The sequence below is a fragment of the Psychromonas ossibalaenae ATCC BAA-1528 genome, assembly GCF_000381745.1.
Taxonomy (GTDB): domain Bacteria; phylum Pseudomonadota; class Gammaproteobacteria; order Enterobacterales; family Psychromonadaceae; genus Psychromonas; species Psychromonas ossibalaenae.
The window spans coordinates 1-19834 of sequence record NZ_KB906991.1; the positions used below are offsets into that span (position 1 = coordinate 1).

At 40.4% G+C, this 19834-nt stretch carries 16 protein-coding genes and 2 tRNA genes; 7 read left to right on the forward strand and 11 right to left on the reverse strand.

The genetic code is table 11. The annotated features are described in order from the left end of the window. Nucleotides 1–328, forward strand: a 328-nt coding sequence (locus G327_RS24635) for an IS66 family transposase (RefSeq protein ID WP_019615191.1), incomplete at its 5' end; no start/stop codon positions are given. A gap of 389 nt (nt 329–717) precedes the next feature. Here G327_RS24635 and lepB read toward each other — a convergent pair. The 3 genes from lepB to G327_RS0112865 all read right to left on the reverse strand — a co-directional run bounded on the left by lepB (nt 718) and on the right by G327_RS0112865 (nt 4000). Next, on the reverse strand, nt 718–1632 hold the full coding sequence (lepB, locus tag G327_RS0112855; RefSeq protein ID WP_019615192.1) for a signal peptidase I: 915 nt from the start codon (nt 1630–1632) through the stop codon (nt 718–720). Between the two features lie 389 nt (nt 1633–2021). Further along, on the reverse strand, nt 2022–2933 hold the full coding sequence (locus tag G327_RS0112860; protein ID WP_019615193.1) for an alpha/beta hydrolase family protein: 912 nt from the start codon (nt 2931–2933) through the stop codon (nt 2022–2024). A gap of 203 nt (nt 2934–3136) precedes the next feature. Continuing rightward, nucleotides 3137–4000 (reverse strand): AraC family transcriptional regulator, encoded by an 864-nt coding sequence (locus tag G327_RS0112865; RefSeq protein ID WP_019615194.1) that lies wholly within the window; start codon nt 3998–4000, stop codon nt 3137–3139. A 602-nt stretch (nt 4001–4602) separates the two neighbouring features. Between G327_RS0112865 and G327_RS0112870 the strand changes: the two genes are divergently transcribed. The 4 genes from G327_RS0112870 to G327_RS0112885 all read left to right on the forward strand — a co-directional run bounded on the left by G327_RS0112870 (nt 4603) and on the right by G327_RS0112885 (nt 8540). Beyond that, the gene (locus G327_RS0112870; protein WP_019615195.1) at nt 4603–6237 is read left to right on the forward strand and encodes a tetrathionate reductase family octaheme c-type cytochrome; all 1635 of its coding nucleotides are present in this window, start codon (nt 4603–4605) and stop codon (nt 6235–6237) included. Nucleotides 6238–6250: 13 nt separating this feature from the next. After that, nucleotides 6251–6847 (forward strand): cytochrome b/b6 domain-containing protein, encoded by a 597-nt coding sequence (locus tag G327_RS0112875; protein ID WP_019615196.1) that lies wholly within the window; start codon nt 6251–6253, stop codon nt 6845–6847. A 65-nt stretch (nt 6848–6912) separates the two neighbouring features. Continuing rightward, nucleotides 6913–7236: a hypothetical protein gene (locus tag G327_RS0112880; RefSeq protein WP_019615197.1), complete on the forward strand. Its 324-nt coding sequence runs from the start codon at nt 6913–6915 to the stop codon at nt 7234–7236. A gap of 20 nt (nt 7237–7256) precedes the next feature. Next, nucleotides 7257–8540 (forward strand): rhodanese-like domain-containing protein, encoded by a 1284-nt coding sequence (locus G327_RS0112885; protein ID WP_019615198.1) that lies wholly within the window; start codon nt 7257–7259, stop codon nt 8538–8540. A gap of 450 nt (nt 8541–8990) precedes the next feature. Here the strand turns inward: G327_RS0112885 and torD are convergent, their stop codons facing one another. From torD to torE, 4 genes are read right to left on the reverse strand one after another with little or no spacing between them, the layout of a single operon-like run. Further along, a complete protein-coding gene (gene torD, locus G327_RS0112890; protein ID WP_019615199.1) occupies nt 8991–9617 on the reverse strand; it encodes a molecular chaperone TorD in 627 nt (208 codons plus the stop codon). A 3-nt stretch (nt 9618–9620) separates the two neighbouring features. After that, nucleotides 9621–12086: a trimethylamine-N-oxide reductase TorA gene (gene torA / locus G327_RS0112895; protein WP_019615200.1), complete on the reverse strand. Its 2466-nt coding sequence runs from the start codon at nt 12084–12086 to the stop codon at nt 9621–9623. A 12-nt stretch (nt 12087–12098) separates the two neighbouring features. Beyond that, entirely contained in the window at nt 12099–13280 is a 1182-nt protein-coding gene (torC, locus tag G327_RS0112900) for a pentaheme c-type cytochrome TorC (RefSeq protein WP_019615201.1), read from the reverse strand. Nucleotides 13281–13340: 60 nt separating this feature from the next. Further along, nucleotides 13341–13514: a trimethylamine N-oxide reductase system protein TorE gene (torE, locus tag G327_RS0112905; protein ID WP_019615202.1), complete on the reverse strand. Its 174-nt coding sequence runs from the start codon at nt 13512–13514 to the stop codon at nt 13341–13343. 345 nt (nt 13515–13859) lie between these two features. Here torE and torR point away from each other — a divergent pair, with 345 nt between their 5' ends. Next, a complete protein-coding gene (gene torR / locus G327_RS0112910; protein WP_019615203.1) occupies nt 13860–14588 on the forward strand; it encodes a two-component system response regulator TorR in 729 nt (242 codons plus the stop codon). Here torR and torT read toward each other — a convergent pair. Continuing rightward, nucleotides 14585–15634, reverse strand: a complete 1050-nt coding sequence (gene torT, locus G327_RS24640; RefSeq protein ID WP_033298275.1) for a TMAO reductase system periplasmic protein TorT — start codon at nt 15632–15634, stop codon at nt 14585–14587. The two genes, torR and torT, sit on opposite strands and share 4 nt — an antisense overlap. A 55-nt stretch (nt 15635–15689) precedes the next feature. On the opposite strand from torT, the gene torS reads away from it, so the two are divergent. Continuing rightward, nucleotides 15690–18671 (forward strand): TMAO reductase system sensor histidine kinase/response regulator TorS, encoded by a 2982-nt coding sequence (torS, locus tag G327_RS0112920; RefSeq protein WP_019615205.1) that lies wholly within the window; start codon nt 15690–15692, stop codon nt 18669–18671. A gap of 225 nt (nt 18672–18896) precedes the next feature. On the opposite strand, the gene G327_RS0112925 is transcribed toward torS, so the two are convergent. The 3 genes from G327_RS0112925 to G327_RS0112935 form a co-directional block, all read right to left on the reverse strand. Further along, nucleotides 18897–18972, reverse strand: a tRNA-Val gene (locus G327_RS0112925). A gap of 41 nt (nt 18973–19013) precedes the next feature. After that, nucleotides 19014–19089, reverse strand: a tRNA-Val gene (locus G327_RS0112930). Nucleotides 19090–19285: 196 nt separating this feature from the next. After that, a complete protein-coding gene (locus tag G327_RS0112935) occupies nt 19286–19801 on the reverse strand; it encodes a hypothetical protein (protein ID WP_019615206.1) in 516 nt (171 codons plus the stop codon). Nucleotides 19802–19834 lie beyond the last annotated feature (33 nt).

Here is a 19834-nt window from a genome sequence, read left to right on the forward strand (position 1 = left end):
GAAAAGTGCGCTTGGAAAAGCCGTCAGTTACAGCATTAATCAGTGGCCTAAGCTGGTGCAATATATTAATGACGGTCAATTATCTATTGATAATAATCGTGCAGAGCGGGCGATCAAACCATTTGTTATTGGTCGTAAGAACTGGTTGTTTGCTAATACTAAAAATGGAGCTGTAGCCAGTGCGATTCTTTATAGCGTTATCGAAACGGCGAAAGCAAACGGGTTAATGCCCTTTAACTACTTAATGCACTGCCTTGAACAGTTATCAAATCAGCCAGATGAGATAGATTCGCTCTTGCCATGGAACGTAAAACTCGAGCCAGTGTAGTTGGCCGGACGCTTACTAATCATTTACCTCTACATAAGCGAGCAAAACTATTGTGCCACTATAATGTTCATAGAAGGATGCCAATTATTTCACTGATTTTTGCCAGAAATATGTCATGAATTGTAATGACAGGGCATTATAAAAAGTTAACTTAGATAGAAGATAGGTTGACTGTTTTCTGTGACACATAGAAGCACATACAGCCTTAGAATTTTTGTAGTATTTATCTGTTGAGGTTACCCCCATAGTGGCTTAGCAATATATATGAGGGCAATTTTTCTATTCCCAACTTAACTATCCAATCAAACAGTTAAGTTGAAGTCAGGTTAGATTTATAAATACCTAATCAAGTCAATGCAGACTACATGTCAGTGCTGTGCTTACGATTATCACTTGATCTTACCAATACGTCCAAAGCGTACTGCACTCGGTATCCAGGTTGGTAAAAATCCGTTCGCATCCCGATCAAGCTCAAAGCTTATCCAAGTAAACACGGCTTTACCTACTAAGTTCTTTTCCGGAACAAAACCCCAGAAGCGACTGTCCTCACTATTATCACGGTTATCGCCCATCACAAAGTAATGACCTTGCGGAACAACCCACTCATACTGATAGGTTACGGTATCCTGCTGCTGGAAATACCTGCTGATACGCTCACCCGCTATCGGAGTGATTAATATTTGATGTTCAGTTTTTCCTAAAACTTCATTGTATATTTTCTGCACTCCTCTTTCATCGCTAAAGGTTTTATCTTGTAAAAAGTGAGTATCCAATTTTTTGTAGGATCCACATTGCTCTTTCGCGCAGTTGGACACTAAATACATCTGCTTATCTTTATAAACGATACGATCTCCGGGCAGCCCAATCACTCGCTTGATAAAATCTATACGAGTGTCTTCAGGGTATTTAAAAACAGCAACATCACCGCGTTTAGGTTTACTTGTCGGAATAAGAGTATTGTGCCAGAGTGGCTCCTTTACACCGTAGGAGTATTTTTCCACGAGAATAAAATCACCAATCAACAGAGTTGGCATCATCGAACCCGACGGAATCTGGAAAGGTTCATACAAAAAGGAACGTAATACAAACACCACAGCTATTACCGGAAATAGAGAGCGTGCATTTTCTATCAGAACATTCTCAGGCTGAATATTATTCCGCATTTTCTCATTAAGAGGCTCCCCAACCTGAGCTCTCTGACGCGCTTTATCACGCACAGGGGCCCATCTGACTTTATCGATGACCCAGACAATACCGGTGAAAAAAGTTAAAATTACTAATATTAGTGCAAACGTATTTGCCATTATTAAATCCTTTTAAATTGTTGTTAATTCAATTGACTATGTAGGCAACAAAAATTTGACTTAGTTCGCTATGGTATTAATTAATATGATTTTTAATGATCTGCTTAAATGTAGCTATTGACTGTAGTGTTTTAGTTAAAATGACCACGCCATTAGCGTTGTTATGATAATAATTTCTATGGTGGTTGGTGATCCAAAGCGCTTTAGTAATTTTCTGGTATGGCTATTATTCTGTTCTATTTAGAAGCCATGCGATAATACGTTTCCTATATCGTCATTAAAATTGTGCCCAAAGATGGTAAATGCAGAAGCATCATTTCAATAACTTTACAAACAGCTAGCTGTGTATCACAACCTGTTTAAGCGGGTAATTATGAGCTTTTCTTCTATCATTGCTTGTTTCCACGTTGTTTGTTGAAATAATTAAGAACTTCAGTTTTCAATTTTTCATGAAAAGCCTCTCGATCAAATCCATCGGGATCTTGTGATGGAGAAAAGTATTTATTTCGCATGCTCTCTGGGAATGGTGCAAGAAAAGATAAGTGGCCGGCATTTTCAACTGTTTTTAAAGTGATGAGCGCTGGGTTCTTTACGTTTTGTTTTATCAGGTCGGCTTGCCAATAAGGTGTGAGAGTGTCGTGCTCCGCTGAAAAAAACAAAATGGGCAGATTGACATGGTTGAACGAATCAGGCTGCTGGAACCATGCTGCAGCTGGAGCAAAAAGCACAAGCGCCTTAACTCGTTGATCGTTAACAACTTCGACTTGTTTCCTTTCTATCGACCAGGGAACAGCCCCTGCGACGGCAAGCGCAGTGCTCCCCCCCATAGAATGTCCGATCATAAAAATCTGTCGAGAGTCTATACATTCCATCAACTCAGGATCACAGAGCAATGTGTCTGTGACAAGACGTATATGTCTTGTACGCAAGGTTAAATTTTTATTATGTCCTTCAAGGTAATTGTCGTTTCTGTTATTACCATGATGTTCAGGCATCGCCACAATATAACCATTTTCTGCTAAATGCTGAGCTACTATCCGATAAAGCAGATGTGATCCACCGCCGCCGTGGGATATTATCACCAGTGGAAAATTACCTTTTGCCAATTTCCCTTCGGGGCATACATTAATACTATAGGGACCAATCTTTATATCCTGAGAATTATCTATACTCGGATATAAAATCCAAGACTGGAAATTGATATTGTTGATTTCATCTTGTATTTTGATTGTTTTGCTTCCAGCAGAATAATTCATGTTACTAATTATCAAAATAATTTCCTCTAATAATGGGTCGTTCATAACGCCCACTTAAGCGGGCAAAAATTGTTGGCTATAATTGTGTAGCAAAGCGGAACGTAGCCAACTTTTTGTTCCGTTTAAAGTGCTTATGTGCTGGAGCTGACTGCTAGGTTGCTCCCTAAATAAACAAAAACGGTAGCCGCCGCTTCATCGAGTAATACACTAACCAGGCAATGGATCTGCCGTCACCTGATATCAACTTGCTATTTTAGCGGCAGATAGATTTCAGTTAATAATTCACATTCGTCTACTTCATGAACAAAGTTTAGGTAGCGGAAGAAGCATGGAAAATCTCTTAGCTCTTTTCCACTATCCGGCAGCCATTTTTGATACAAGTAATACAGGGTTTCACTAATAAGATCATGACTTCCCTTATGTAGAGCAACGGCACAGCGACCTTCTGGTATTACCCCTGATTTTATTCCATAGACATTTTCGGGAACTTCACCTTTATGGGTTCCACATATATCAAATCGAAACTCTTCATCTGGTGTATCATTTGGATCTGAGTAAGGTATACCGAACGTCTCGCTTGTTTTAATGGGTGATAAGCCAGTTGTTTTTCTCCAGGCAATAAATTTTGCGACTGTCTCAAAAACTAATCGAGGACTGCCTTTATGCTCAATCAAAGCGACATCTCTCTCATTGAAGTCTATTATTTTTACTTTCACAGCACTTTTTCTGTTTATCGGTGGATTAAATTCATATTTTGAGTACCAAGATTGCCACTCTGGCCGATTCCTAAACAGGGAGGGGGACTGTCCAAAAATTCTAGAAAATGCACGTGAAAAAGCTTCTGGACTCTCGAAATGAGCTTCATAAGCAATATCGGTAATACTGTATTCTGGTTCAAATGCCAACCTAAATGAAGCTCGCTTCATTCGTGTTAAGCGAACAAACTGAATCGTACTAATTCCCATGAATGACTTAAATATGCGGTGAAAATGGTACTTAGAGCATGCGGCTGTGTCACTCAACAGCTCTAGAGAGAGGTCTTGATCTAAGTTGCCATTGATAAAATCACACACTTTTCTTATTCGTTCTTCATTTTGTTGAACTACTTTCATTTTCTTCTATTTGCCTCTCAATTCAGAAATCCCAGAAATGATACCTATGGATAAAGAATAGTTCCTGATTGAAATTGCGATATTTATGTAGCCCTGTCATGCTTCGTTCCTCGACTTCATTTGAACTATTGGTTTAATGGTAGGATTCTGAGGGACTAGTGTATTAGTGCATAAAGTTTCATAATTGCAGCATGGAACAGTCAGGTATTCCTGCAGCACAACGCTCGCTTATTCCAGGCGGGGCTAATAACTCTCGAATCTTTAACTAAGCAGAACCTTAAAACACCTTATAAAACGATAAAATATGATCAAATATGATCAAATACATTTAGTCACAACACTCTCAGAAGTGATACTCGTTTCTGTAAATATGATCTAGATAGCAAAAACGCAAAACCCGCATATCGCCACAATTAAAACAAGGTTATATGTACTATATTAGGTTTATCTTATGTAGGTTTTGCTAATCTACATTGAAGGCTGCACCGTTGAGCGTTAAGTCGCCTTATCCAGAGTGAATTTTCGTTGAATTAATCAACAAAAATTCATTGATTTGGTGAGCTCAATTGATCGAGAAGGGATCTTGTTGTAAGGCTAATCTCATGAATAAACTCCGCAATACTATTTTGATTATATTGTCTGCTGTTAGTGTCATGCCCATTGTGAGCATTGCATCACCTCCTGCCGCGCCTTCAATGGAAGATCGTGAAGTATCGAGCGTTGCCGGCACTGCGGATCACTCACAATTTGAAGTTTTGCAGCAGGAATTCGATTACGCGCCAGATGTAACTGAAGCTTGTCTTGAATGCCACACCGAAGCCGCCAAACAGGTCCATAAAACCTTCCACTGGACTTGGAAAAAAGAAGTGGACGGCGTTGAAATGGGGAAGTCAAAAAATGCATTTAACAATTATTGTGTTTCTGCTCTTGGCAATGAAAGCTGTACTCAATGTCATGTAGGTTATGGCTGGCGTAACAAAGAATTTGAGCTGGATGCAGAAGAGAATGTCGATTGTTTAGTGTGTCACGATAAAACCGGCACTTATAAAAAATCGGCGGCGATGTCAGGGCACCCGTATTATGAAGACACTAAAGTTGGGGCCAGAATTGAAAAAGCGGTTGATTTGAGTTTTGTTGCTCAACATGTTGGCGATCCTGGGCGCGAAAACTGCTTAGCTTGTCATGCCGTTGGCGGAGGCGGCAACGGTGTGAAACATGGCGATACAGACCTTTCGCTACTCAACCCTGAGTTTGCACTCGATGTACATATGAGTCCTGATAAACTCAACTTTACCTGTCAAAACTGCCACTCAGCGGATGATCATCAAATATCTGGACGTTACTACGATAGAAAATCTTTTATCGATTATGAATTGGATATGGGCCGAAGCGATCGTGACGGCAGCAATGTTTCTTGTGAATCTTGTCATAGCAGTACGCCGCATAATGATCGTGACATAGATAACCACACCGCTAAAGTAGCTTGTGCATCTTGTCATATTCCAGAAATGGCACGCGGCCCTTATCTCACCAAGTTGTCATGGGACTGGTCGACAGCAGGTGATCTAAAAAACGGCAAGCCGTATTCTATTGATGAAGAATTTGACGGCGTGACCCATCATGCCTACATGAGTAAAAAAGGGACCTTTACGTGGGGACGAAATGTTGTGCCGGAATATCGCTGGTACAAAGGTGAGCTTAAACAAATCACTTTCTTAGATAATATTGATCCAAGTAAAGCGCCCATCGATATCAATCCACCCACTGGCGGCTACCAGGATCCTAAAGCGCGTATCTGGCCATTCAAAATCCACCGAGGCAGACAGCCTTACGATACAGAGTTGAATCATTTCCTGCCGATTAAACTGTATGGAAGAAAAGGGACGGGGGCATTCTGGACCGAGTTTGACTGGCCAAAAGCGCTAACCGCAGGGGCCAGGTTAAACGACGTTGAGTTCAGCGGTCAATATGATTTTATTGAAACTAACGGTTACTGGCCGATCAAACATATGGTCGCACCAAAAGAGCAGGCACTTGAGTGCGAGGCATGTCATGGTAGACCGAGCCGTTTACAGGGGCTCAATGATTTCTACTTAGTAGGGCGTGATCGTTACAACTTGGTGGAATGGTTTGGTGTATTAGCTATTTGGGGAACGCTTGGCGGGATGCTGCTGCATGTAGGTTACCGTGTTGTGAGTGCATATCGCAGAAAGTCTTCTTCACAAGTTCAGTCATAGAAAAGGTATCAAGATGAAAAAGACAACCACGCTTTACAAACGTTTTGAACGTTTCTGGCACTGGGGGCAAGCATTGTTGGTAGTTGCCCTGATATTTACGGGTTTAGAGCTGCACGGCATTACTTCAATTATTGGTTTTGAAACAAGCTCTCATCTTCACCATATTGGAGGATTTGTATGGACTGGATTAGTGGTACTGATTTTTACCTGGATATTGACCACAGGAGAGTGGAAGCAGTTTATTCCTGATATGGATGGCATTGATGGAGTTTTACGTTACTACCTATATGGCGTATTTATAGGCGAAGCACACCCTCATCATATGACAGCGGAAAACAAGTTTAATCCATTACAGCGTATGACCTATTTACTGGTGTTATTCGGCTTAGTGCCGCTGCAGATTATCACCGGATTAGTTTTCTTTTTCTTTCCTGAAATACGCGCCGCAGGTGTGATTGAACATATTGGATTTGTGGCGGCAGTTCATACATTCTGTGCCTATGCAGTCATCGCCTTTTTGATTGTTCATCTATATATGATCACTTTTGGAGCAAAGCTTTCAAGCCACCTTAAGAGCATGTTGACAGGAAAAGAAACGCTTGGAAAATAATTATATAAAGTAAACGCTTAGGTGGGGGACCACCAATAATGGATCAACGCAGAGAGGTACGGGACATGAAAATAATACTCACGGCATTGCTGTTAATGTTTTCTATTAATGCATCTGCCGATGCCACTAAAGGACAAGAATATTACTTAGAATACTTAAGGCCTGTTTTTGGTTATAACGGGCAGGAATTTGCATCTCAATACTTAACAGTGGAATGGAAACGTTACTTTAAAAAAGACGCAAGTAGATTTATTAAGAAATTTTCCAAAAAACATCCTGAATCGGCCGCGTTTCTTGCCAGTGAAAAATTTCAGGAAATAGCGCCGGATATTAAAGATTTTGCTATGAAATATGCAGCAGACAGCGGTGAGTTGGCAGCATGTGATTAACGGTTATTAGGAGAAATTTTATGTGGAACAAAATCATTATTGTCTTGTGTTTAACGATAATGCCTTATTCGCTTCTTGCTGCTGAAGTAGTGGGAAAGGTTCAGTCAATTTCAATAAAGGGTAAGGTCATTAAATACCTAAACCCCAAGACGAAAGAAATCAGCGTGATTAAGTTTAGCGATGAAACGGTACTTGAAAGCGCAGAAGATTTTAAAGATCTGACGGTCAATACTAAGTTCAAGGCGAGTGTAAACGAGCAAGGGGTAGCAACTAAAATAAAACGGATCCTGGTTAAGCTGCCGCCTGAAAGAGTGATCAACACTGAGGAACTTGAAACCCTGATGGAGGGGAGCGGTCCTTACTTTTTAGGAGATGCTCGTCCGGCTAGAATTTATAATTTAGGTCATATTCCAACAGCGATGCCAACCCCTGCTTCAGCACTTGCGAAAAACCTTAAGTGGCTGCCTAAAGACAAAACAACGGCAATTGTTTTTTACTGCGGCGGCGTAACCTGCCCCCTAAGCCCAAAAGCGATGAACATCGCAATGAAGAAAGGCTACACCAATGTACGCGCTTATGTGGAAGGTTATCCTGCATGGAAAGAGGAGGTTTATCCTGCTCATGTTAATGCCGGCTGGCTTTCAAAAAATCTTGATATTCATCATGTGATTCTGGACGTTCGTGACGTGGCACCTAGTTTCATCAAAGGCTCTGCCCATATGCCAGCGTCGACGCTGGCTGCTATGCATGCAAAATGGAATCAAGATAAATATCCAGTGAAAAAACGTTTAGTCATGGCAGTACGTGATAAAAAAGCGCCTATTGTTATTATTGCGAATAGCGATGACAGTGATGAAGCGATTGAAGCTTATGAGATATTAACGTTTTGGAAATATAAAAATGTAACCATTCTTAATGGTGGTTTGGACGCATGGTCTGGGCCGAAAGAGACGGGCAGGATAGCAGACACTCTGGAATATGTGAAAAAACCGATAAAAGGAGCGGTGCAAGAAAGTGTGTTTGTAAAAGCTGTGTTAGAAGGCGGAGCAACCATCCTTGATGTGCGTGATACAGAGGAAGCTGCCACTGGGCGTCTTGCGAAATCGGTACACATTCCACTTGATGATTTAGGTAAAAATTTATCTAAAATTCCGAAGGGTGCTAAGGTGATTGTGCACTGTGCTGGTGGTGCTCGGGCCGCATTAGCCTATGAGATTCTGCTTAAATACGGATACACCGATGTGGCATTCCTTAACGACTCATTTGAAGCAGTGGTGAAGGAAAATAACATTACCTTGTTGTAGTCAACCCATCTTGTTCTACTTGAATGGGTGGTGTCTGAACGGCACAGCCCCTGATTAGGTGACAAAGGTAGTCGCCAGGAAGGTAAAGTAACAACAGTTTGAATATGCGTATCTTTTTGGATCTGTTTGTGTGACAAATGGTACTTCAGAGGCAATGGTTGTTCCATTTGTTAATAAAGAGATTATGAAAATCCCTTTTGAGTAAATATCAAAGGCTAGTGACATTCATACCCCGTCATCTTAGTGACTAGGTAAGGGGGATAGATGATGTTTTGCGTTGAGTTTTAAATCGTTAGTAAAAAGTTGGGATGTCGCTAATTGTTTTCTAGCTAAGATTCATCGTTTTTTCATTCAGGAGATAAACTGAGTCAGATTAACTTTAACCTGACTCAGTCTGCTTTACTCAGCAATGAGGTAATGCCTCGTTACTGATTGATTACGGGTCAATAATTAGGCTTTTATTGCTGCAATATCCTGCTCGATAAAAGCCTGCATTAACTGACAAATTCCCTGGTAAAAACCGGAGTTACTCACCTTTGTGGTTGCCGTTACAAAAAGCCCCAGCCATGGTAAAACCGACTCTTCGATAAACGCTACTTGTGTTTCACTTACCTCACCTCCATCCTGTATGATCAGGTTACCGAGGTAGTCAAGCTGAATGGCAATATGGTCAGCAGGTTCATTAAAAGTCGGATCAACCGCTAAACCCTGCTTTTTAAATATCGCCAGCATATCGTGATGAGGCTGCTCAAAGAGTTGTCCCGTTTCCGATAGATAAACAGATGCGTAGGGTGGTGCACCTTTTTTTGCATCCGTTAAAAACAGCTCACTAAAATCAGCAGCTAACTCTAGCTCAGGTTGTTTAACTGCTAATACCGTTAATAAAGCGGATTTAATCTGCTTAACCGGCTTTTCAAAAACCGCTTCTTCGGCTAATTGATCTAATAACTGCAAACCTTCACCAGAGAAATATAAAGCTAACTGCTCTTTATCCAGCTCTTTAGTGAGCAAGGTGGCAAACCACCAGTACAAACTTGCGCGTGATTCATTAACCACTGAAATATCAGTATCCATCATCGCTTAACTCGCTTCTATTGGGCCAGAAAATGCAGTAACAGCAGGTGCCTGACCTTGGAATTTTTCATATTGCACTTGGCAGGTATTCGCACTGGTTGCCTGCGCAAGCTCTGAGGTTGGTATGTCCTGTGTTAAGGTATTTGGATCGCCATAGGTATCAAGTGAACCTATTTTCTCATCAAGAGGTGCATACCATGCGCCTTCTTCAATACGTGCAACACCTGTCGGGAAATTATCAGAGATAACTGCACCCGCGAGTAATTGTCCGCGTTTATTGAATACGCGTACTAAATCACCATCATTGATGTTACGTTTTTTTGCATCATCACTATTGATATATATAGGCTCGCGGCCTTGTACGGTGTAAGTTTCACGGAACGCTTGTGAATCACACATCTGCGAGTGTAAACGTTTATTAGGGTGGCAAGACTGCAGCCAAATAGGGTGCTTATCTGAACCTGGACCGCCGTGTGAACGTTCTGACTTCTCAAACCACATTGGATGACCTTGGCACTCTTTGTAACCATATCTATCAATTTTACGGCTAAATATTTCGATAAATCCTGATGGTGTACCTAATGCATTAATTTCAGGGTCTTCTCTGAAATCTGCTTGGCGAGTCCAATCTTTACCTTTACCAAAATCAACAAAACCTTCTTTCCAGAATGTTTTAAAGTCTGGCATTGGGAAGTTGGCTTTATTCGATTCTACACAGTCGCTGTAAAGCTCTTCAACCCATTGCATCTCTGTTTTGCCGCGTGTGTAATCTTTTTCTTGACCAAGCTTACGCGCAAGCAGCGTAAATATTTCGAAATCTGTTTTAGATTGAAACAGGGGATCAACCAATTTCTGCATAGCAATAATGCCGCGTGCACTGTAAGAGCCATAAAGATCTAAATCATTACGTTCCCATTGCGTACAAGCGGGTAATACAATATCAGAGAAACGACAGGTTGCAGTCCAAGTAAAATCAACCGAAACAACGGTTTCTAATTTATGAAATGCTTTTTTCATGTTGTTACGGTCTTGGTGATGATGCCAAGGGTTACAGCCTGAAAATACCATCATTTTAAGGTCGGGCAGGGTAATTGTTGCACCATTCGTTTGGATTTTTTTACCCGGCTCTAATATACAATCTATCCAGCGCGCAACAGGAATCGTACTGCTGTAACCTTTAAAGTCTTGATTTTTGTGGATACGATTTTGTGGTTTATCAGGGTTACGCGGGAAACCACCGGGGCCTGCTGCACCAGTTGAAGATACACCCACGGAGCTGTAATGATGTGCGTAACTGATGCCGCCGCCCGGTAGGCCAATCTGGCCTAACATAGTTGCAAGTACCGCGGCCATCCAATAAGGCTGCTCACCATGCTGCTGACGTTGAATGCTCCAACCCACCATAATTTGAGTGCGTTCTTTAACAATGGAGCGTGCAAATTCGCGAATATCATCAGCTTTAATGCCGCAAATGGTTTCTGCCCATTCAGGTGTTTTTTCAACTTTATCTTTTGTCTCACCTAACAAGTAAGGTAGAAAATCTTCAAAACCTAATGCATAGGTTTCGATAAACTTTTTATCGTATAACTCTTCTTTGTACAGCGTATGTGCAATCGCCAGCATAAACGGTACATCGGTTTGCGGGTTAATGTACTGCTGCTCTGAATTTAGGTAATCTTGAGTTTTAGTGACAACCGGATCAACGCTGATCACGCGGATCTCTTTATTAGCAATTTTCTCTTTTAATTGCTCAAGATATTCAAATGATTCGTGGGTTTCACAGTTCCAGCCTACTTGTAGGTTTTTAACTAAATCATTTCCCCACAATACAATGGTTTTACTGTTTTTAAGAATAAGCGGCCATGATGTACCTTGTGCGTAAACTTCAGTCGTACCAAGTACATAAGGCATAATTGTTTGCCCTGCACCGGTTGAGTAGTCTCCCACTTTGTTAACCGTATAACCGTGCATCGCAATAGCACGTGCCATATGATTACCACATGAATGTACTTGGCCTGTTGAACGCCAGCCGGTGCTGCCGGCATGAATTGCCCATGGACCATACTGAGTCTGCATGCGCTCTAGTTCAGCATGGAAAAGCGAAATAGCTTCATCCCAGGTGACACGAATAAAGCGGTTGTCTCCACGTTTAGTCGTATCACTTTTTTCACGGTTTAAATACCACTCATAACGCACCATAGGGTAACGGATACGAGATGGGCTATAGATAATACCTTTGATGCCGTTAAGCATCTCGGTTGGGTATTTATCGGCTTCAAATGCTTTAATTTCTTGCACTTTACCGGCATAAACGCGGGCGCGGAATGCGCCCCAGTGTGAGCCTGATATTTTCCAGGTCCCTTTTGTTTCTGCTGCCGCCGCTTCTGCGACTTGTAATAAACCAGGGCCGACTAATACCGCTGTACTGGAGACCATCAAACCTTTTAAAAAACTACGTCTTGAAATTGACATGAGACCTCCTAATTAATGTGCTTCATCTGAAAAATCAGATGAATGTTTTTGTAGATATTTAAGCACTAGGGCTTGCGTATCGCCATCTAAGTTTACAAACGACAACATACCATTGAACATGCCTGGCCAAGTGTTGCTGTCAAAATGGCCTTCAGCTGGCTGGGTATGACAAACACTACAACTTGTGTCGTAAGTCGTTTTTGCAAAGGTCCATAAAGTATCGCGCGACTCGGTTAATGACTTATTATGCATCCACAGTTCTAGGCTTACTTTCTGCCATGGCAATCCAGTTAAATTATCTTCTTTAGTTTCACCTTTCTGCATGTATTGATCGCTTTGGGCAACTTCTTTGGTTAAGTACCCTTCGTTAATATTCATCGCAAAATCTTCAAACATCACGCGGCCGAAACCTTTGGTCTTACGCCATGTGTCGATTTCAACTTTAATTGCATCACCACTGACTTCAAGTATCTTTACTTCTGTCGCTGCATTTAGCTGTCCAGCTTCAGTGGCCAAACTTTTATCGGTAAATAGCGGCAGTTGACGAACGCTGTAATAGTTTTCACCTTTTTTATAACCCGAGGTTGCCATTGCTTCTAATTTAGCTAATGTGCCTTCACCAGACTCCATATCTTCAGGTAATTCATGGGCAATACCTTTATGACAATCGACACAGCTTTGATCGCGTTCTGCCGCCATTTTCATCTGCACTTGTGCTCGTTCAGACATGATTTCAAAATCCATGCTGTCGTAATTATGGCAGTTTTTACACTCTAATGAGTTGTTTGCAGAGAATCGATCCCACTCATGCTGAGCAAGTTCGCCGCGTTTATCCAGGAATTTTTCGCGTGTATCTATGGTGCCGAATACCGCTCCCCAGACCTCTTTTGACGCCTGCATTTTACGTGCAATTTTATCCGTCCAATTATGTGGTACGTGACAATCAGGACAAGTTGCGCGAACACCAGAGCTGTTTTTCCAATGTACAGTTTCTTGTAGCTCGACATAAACATTTTCTGACATTTCGTGGCAGCCAATACAAAACTCTTCAGTATTGGTGACTTCAAGTGCGGTATTAAAACCACCCCAGAAAATAATACCCGCGAGAAAACCGCCAATGGTGAGGAATCCAAAACTTAAATGGACGCTTGGTTTACTGACAATCTGCCAGAACCGTTTAAATAGTTTATTCATAACTAGACCTTAGTAATGAGAATAATGAAAAGGTAAAAAGAAAAAGGGCTGCTGGTGTGTTTAACCATGACCAGGAGGGCCCATTACAAACATTTGTAAAAACCAAACGGAAAATCCATATCCACCAATAGCGAAAAGGCTTAAGATAGGAAATAATAAGACAGTTAGCATTAAAAAAGTCTTCCATTCGGAAATGCGTGTTATCTGTTCTGATTCTGTTTTTTTATTCGCCATAATGATTCCAATGTCGTGTAGTTATGATAATAAAAGTTAATGGATTGAAACTTCTGTCATTAATTAGAGCAATTAGTGTAATAACCGCACTTTAACTAAGTGATATGAATAACGATGAGGGGAGAAATGTCAGTTTGCGTAAAATTGTGAAAAAATATGAACAGAATGGCGGCGACAAAACGGTTTGTTGTTTTCATACATATTTATAAGTGCCTACTGCAAGATTGATAATAATCAGAACAATTATTTTTGACGGCGTTATCATAGCGGCCAGTTAAGTTAGATGAACACAATATGTAAAAATGTTATTAGATTTTTCGATAACAAGCGAATAGGAAGTAAAGCTTGAACGGTAAACATATTTTAGTGGTTGAAGATGAAGCGATAACGCGAGCCAAGTTGGTTGGTTATTTTCAGCATTCGGGTTATCAAGTGAGTGAAGCAGAAAATAAAGCTCAAATGAATGCGGTCTTAGAAAATCATCACATTGATTTAGTCATGTTAGATATTAATCTACCGGATGAAGATGGTTTGATGATTACGCGAAATTTACGCAGTCAGTCGACTATTGGTATTGTACTGGTGACGGGGCGCAGTGACTCAATTGATAAAATCATCGGCTTAGAAATGGGGGCGGATGATTACGTTACTAAGCCGTTTGAATTAAGAGAGTTATTAGTTAGAGTTAAAAATATTCTATGGAGAATGTCTCTTACTGAACAAAAGCCTGTTACCGCAGCAAAAACGGTTAAAATTGAAGAGGATGATCTGTTTCGCTTCGGTGAATGCTGTTTTGATATTCCAAAACGTAAATTACTTAAAAACAATATTCCGGTAAAATTGACCAAAGCTGAATACGACATGTTAGTCGCTTTTGTGGCTAACCCGAGTCGAGTGCTTAGTCGCGATCGATTACTTAACCTTATTGATCATCGTGTTGATGCGCCCAATGATCGAACTATCGATGTGCTTGTTCGAAGGTTACGTAATAAAATTGAAGATAATGCAAAAGATCCTCAGATTTTCATTACTGTTCACGGTGAAGGTTATTTCTTTGCTTCAGATGTAAGTTAGTTGCTGCCAACTTCATAGGTCGGTTTAAAGTGACTCGGTGATAAAGAGTGCTCAGCATTAAATTTATTTATAGTATTCTGGTCGATGGAAATTATTTCAGGTGCTTGTTCTACATTTAATGCTCCCGTTTGTAAATAATCAACTGCTTGATTGATAGCCATTCTACCTTGCAGTACCATTTGATCTGAATTCGCCATTAATATTTTTTTACGTTTGATACCTCGATAGACACCATGGCTAAGATAATGACTCAGAATTTTAGGCCGCTGCTCTTTAGATAATTGTGCAACTTCACTAATCGCCATCTCTGCCATCACTGCATTACCCGCTAAATAATCGATATTTGAATATTTTTCCAAGGTGTTTTTTAACAAAGAGAATTGAATGATTTTTTCATTTAACCCGTATTGTATTGTCACTATTTCTATATTGCTGTCTGCTAAGGCCGCTTGTAAACCTGCCGTAGATTGTGAACTGCCGCCACCCGTTTTAGGACCTGGGAACCATGCAAGTTGAGCCGTTTTTTGATGAGACTGCATATTGTGATATTTAACCAGGTACTCACCCAGTTTATAGCTCATTTGATACCAGGAAACACCCGTTCTTCCGGTAATGTTTTGTGTGGAAATTTCATTGACGAGGGCAAAAATGGGGGTTTTTTGGTTTACCTGTATTAATTTTTGATTCAATTGTTCAAAATTGACAGAACCAACTAATATAGCACTTGCCTGCCAGTGAATACATTGTTCAATCTGTCTTAATTGTTCATCGGTATTTCCATAACCACCTGCTTCAAGGACTTTTAATTCAATTGATCTTTGTTTTGCTTGTTCAGTCATGCCAAAATTGATACTTAGCCAGTAAGAATCTTTTAGGTGTGGATAGACGGCGCAAATTTTGATAGCAGTTACTGGTTGAGGATTGACTGGTCGAACGCTGATTGGTTGAGGGCTGTTATTTGTTATCTGCTCAGCAGAGTGAACTGCGGATGAAAAACAAAAGAAAAAACTTATCATTGTTAGTGGTAAAACTAAAAATATTTTCACAAAAATCAACTCTATTTAAAGATTAATCAGCCGTTCAGTATAAGAGGATATTACATTGCACTTTCGTCGAAGTATAGGTAACAAGCTATTATTTGCCTTTAGCTTTGTAGCCGGTCTGCTGCTTTTTGTGAGTATCGTTGCTTGGAATGGACTCAGTCTTATTGCCAGTACCGGCGATACGATCACACGGCAAACATTACCCATACTTTCAAGTGCTCGCGAACTGGCAAATATCAGCTTACAAATTACTCATGCCGCGACGTTATTAAAAAACACCACTGATGAAGCGCAGCGAAAAGAAAATAGTCTGCAGCTTAAACAACTTAACTTAACGATTGAAGAGGAATTTACCGCACTTGAATTACTTAACATTAATAATAACAATTTAGTCTACTTGTTAGCGCTTAAAAACGAAATTAGTCAAAACATTGAACAACTTGGTAACTTTTCAAAAGCTAAAATTACCAATAAGAAGCAACTGGATGAAAATTTTGGGGTAGTAAAAACGTCTGTACATGCACTTTCAGTGTTGTCTCAATCACAAGTCGCCAATGCAAGTACTTTTGCATTAGTACGTTTATCTGGGCTTTATGATCTGATAGAGCAAAGCAATAAACTTGTGCAGGCGCAGCAGGAGATTGATTTAATTATTGAGGATGATTTAAATCTACTTGATAAAATGTCAGCGCTGGAACGCCATGCTTTAGAACTCGAGCAAATAGCGAACTTAGTGATGTCTACAGGGCAATATCAGCAGTTAAATGAGCTTGCTAAGCTAAAAAACAGCCACTTGCAGCTGATACACCAACTGGTTGAAGCAATTTCTGATCCCTATAGATTTAACCTGGCGCGTTCAGCGTTGAGTCAGCTAAAATTATTTGATGACTTTATTGCTGACCAACAAAGAGCCATTGATTTAGAACAGCAGCAAAATCAACTGCATCAGCACATTTCAACGCAGTTAGATCAATTAAATCAAGGCATTTTAAGCTTAGTTAAGCGCCAAGGTGAATTAGCCAAGCAAACCAGTTTACAGCATCAAAAATTGGTTTTCTGGTCACAAAACGTTTTCTTAATAACGACCTTAATCTCACTTATTGTTATCGTATTCGTGATGTGGAAAGTGGTATATCAAGGCATCGTTTTTAAATTACAAAAACACACCGATGCAATTGAAAAACTGGCTGCAGGCGATCTTGAAATTACCGTAGCGTCATCTAATGATGAAGAGTTAAAGCATATGGCTGATGCCCTAGGTGTTTTTCGAGAACAGGCCATTAAAAAGCAGCAGCTTGAAGTTGAACAACAGCAGACAGAAAAAGAATTACGTCTGCACAAAGACAACCTAGAACAACTGGTCGGCCTTAGAACTGAGGAGTTAAGCCAAACCAACAAAAAATTAAATAATGAATCTAAAGCACATGCCGCCGCTAAGCTGCAGGCTGAACAAGCTAATAGGGCTAAGTCAGTATTTTTGGCGACTATGAGCCATGAAATACGCACACCAATGAGCGGCATGATTGGTACTTTAGAGCTTTTAGCCGATACAAACCTTACTAACGATCAACAAAAGTACGCTGAGACAATTTTATATTCAGGGGAAAGTTTGCTTGAGATCCTTAATGATATTCTTGACTATTCTAAAATAGAAGCGGGTCATATTGAGCTTTCTTACCGTGCTGTGGATTTAGTTAAATTAGGTCAAGATGTAATCCAGTTGATGCAGGCTAGGGCGGTAAACAAGGGCTTACTGTTACGTTTTGAAATGGGGCTGAATATTGAAATCTGGCGTCATGCTGACCTTGGAAAGTTACGACAAGTATTATTGAATCTGATTAGTAATGCGATTAAGTATACGCAGCGGGGAAGTATCGTTTTATCTATATCTGCCAGTAATGAGAACAAGACAGGCTCATCCGAGATTACCTTTTCAGTAACAGACACAGGCTGCGGCATTGCTAAAGATAAACAAGCACTCGCATTCGAAGCATTTACTCAAGTGGAAAATTTACAAACTGCAACAGGTACAGGCTTAGGGTTGGCAATATGTCAGCATCTGGTTAGTGCAATGCAGGGGAGTTTATCTCTGATAAGTGAAGAAAATCGAGGCAGCTGCTTTTCGTTTACTATACCTGCTGATAAAGCCTCCACTGAGGCGGTTCAGGCACAACAGGTAGTAACCATGCCGTCAAATGCGCTATCACCAAGCTATAACGTTTTAATCGTCGAAGATAATGAAATCAACCTTGATGTTGCGTGTGCTTTAGTTAATAAGCTTGGACATCATGTAACTGCGGCTAAAAATGGGACTAGCGCACTTAAGTACATGTTAGAAAGCAACTATGACTTAGCCTTGCTTGATATCAACTTACCCGATATTGACGGCGTTACGCTCTGCAGGCAGCTCAAAGCGATGGCTAAAGAAAAACAGCATGCGCTTAAAACGATTGCAGTGTCTGCTCATGTTTTTAATGAAGATATTACCAAGTTTATCGCATCAGGTTTTGATGGTTTTGTCGCAAAACCCGTGCAGATGAAAAAGCTAAAACCAAGTGTTGCCCAAGTCATGTTAAACGCTGCAGGTTTGATTAGTCAGCCCCTTGAAAAAGGTAAAACGGCGAGTGAACCCGTCAATGAAAGTAATACTAGTTCAGCATCAGAAGCTAACCCGAACAACGATTTTTCAAAAAATGAAAATGACTATCTAAATTCGTTATTATTCGATCTTGATATCCCTAACCAGGATATCGAGTATCTAGGTTGTGAAAAAGTAAAACAACTTGCTTTGTTATTCTGTCAGCAAGTGGAAAGTGAATACAACCGTTTTTCCACGCTGTCGGCTCATCAACAACAAAAAAAACTCCATAAACTCAAAGGTGCGGCTATCGCTTTAGGTTTAGTGAGATTACACCACTTATGTGAGCAGTTAGAGTCACATTGCCAGACTGAAGCGCTTAATAATAAGCAGCTGCATAGACTCGATGAATTAATCACTCGGTCATCTTTTGAGCTTAATCAATACGCTAAAAATATTTAAATAAGTAAAAATAAATGTAAGGTTGTTGTAGTTATTTTCGGGAAATCGCTATGGGCCTTTATTAAGACTGCAACATATTGTAACTGAGTAATATTTACCGCAAATTTGAAGTTTCTAAGTCATCACAAGACGGTAATGGATGCTATAAGGTTAAGATATCTTATGTCATTGTTTTTGAAGGCTTTGGGGAGTTTTATTAGATGTATGAGGATGTTACTGAAAAAATGGTGCTCGCTACTGGACTCGAACCAGTGACCTACGCCATGTCATGGCGGCACTCTACCAACTGAGTTAAGCGAGCATTATTTTTTGTATGCTGATCAACGTTGCAGAACAAGAAAATGGTGCTCGCTACTGGACTCGAACCAGTGACCTACGCCATGTCATGGCGGCACTCTACCAACTGAGTTAAGCGAGCGTTATTTTCTTTGCTGTTGAAAGCGAGATGATTTTGCTTTGTCCTCGGTAAACTGTCAATAGTTCTTTTAAGTTTCTGGTTCGTTTGATGTTTTTTTGCACGTATCGGATAAAAAACTGTTAAGTTAAGCAAAAGTGATGGTTTTTTAACTTAACAGCTAAGTGTTGCTGTATACCCTTTATTATGGGGCGGGTGTTTAAATCTCATCAAACTGAGATTCTAATTCACTCATTTTTTCTTTATCGTTTAATAATTCATCGAACTTCTCATTACTCTTGTCCCAGACCTCATTACTTTTATCTTTTGCATCATCCCAGATTTGATCGCCGCTTTTTTTTCCCTCGGACCAAATCTCTTCGGAGCTTTTTTTTGCAGAATCCCATAGTTCAGTTGAAGCTTCTTTACTCTCTTCCCATATTTTTTCACCGGAGTCTTTACCAGCTTTTAGTAGATCTTCTCCTGCTTTTTTGCCCTGTGCCCAGGCCTGATCTGTAGATTCTTTTGCTTTATCCCAGTTATCCGGTGTTTTTTCTTTTACTGACTCAGCTGACGGCGCTTTCTCTTCGGCAGCACTTTTCACCGGTGCTGCTTCGGCTTGTTCTGTTTTTTGAATTTCAGCGGACTCTGGCGCTGTTTCAGTTTCTTGAGCATCGCAGGCTGAAAGCGATAATATTAACGGGCTTAACATGACAAGCGGGATATTTATGTTCATAACTAGTGTACCAATGGCGAAGTTGAAAAGAAT

Excerpts from the sequence above, each read along its gene's own strand:
- torE (WP_019615202.1), bottom strand. The coding sequence starts at position 13,514 with ATGGCGAATAAAAAAACAGAATCAGAACAGATAACACGCATTTCCGAA.
- G327_RS0112865 (WP_019615194.1), bottom strand. The coding sequence starts at position 4,000 with ATGAAAGTAGTTCAACAAAATGAAGAACGAATAAGAAAAGTGTGTGAT.
- G327_RS0112935 (WP_019615206.1), bottom strand. The coding sequence starts at position 19,801 with ATGAACATAAATATCCCGCTTGTCATGTTAAGCCCGTTAATATTATCG.
- torC (WP_019615201.1), bottom strand. The coding sequence starts at position 13,280 with ATGAATAAACTATTTAAACGGTTCTGGCAGATTGTCAGTAAACCAAGC.
- G327_RS0112885 (WP_019615198.1), top strand. The coding sequence starts at position 7,257 with ATGTGGAACAAAATCATTATTGTCTTGTGTTTAACGATAATGCCTTAT.
- torD (WP_019615199.1), bottom strand. The coding sequence starts at position 9,617 with ATGATGGATACTGATATTTCAGTGGTTAATGAATCACGCGCAAGTTTG.
- G327_RS0112875 (WP_019615196.1), top strand. The coding sequence starts at position 6,251 with ATGAAAAAGACAACCACGCTTTACAAACGTTTTGAACGTTTCTGGCAC.
- G327_RS0112880 (WP_019615197.1), top strand. The coding sequence starts at position 6,913 with ATGAAAATAATACTCACGGCATTGCTGTTAATGTTTTCTATTAATGCA.
- lepB (WP_019615192.1), bottom strand. The coding sequence starts at position 1,632 with ATGGCAAATACGTTTGCACTAATATTAGTAATTTTAACTTTTTTCACC.
- G327_RS0112860 (WP_019615193.1), bottom strand. The coding sequence starts at position 2,933 with ATGAACGACCCATTATTAGAGGAAATTATTTTGATAATTAGTAACATG.
- torA (WP_019615200.1), bottom strand. The coding sequence starts at position 12,086 with ATGTCAATTTCAAGACGTAGTTTTTTAAAAGGTTTGATGGTCTCCAGT.
- G327_RS0112870 (WP_019615195.1), top strand. The coding sequence starts at position 4,603 with ATGAATAAACTCCGCAATACTATTTTGATTATATTGTCTGCTGTTAGT.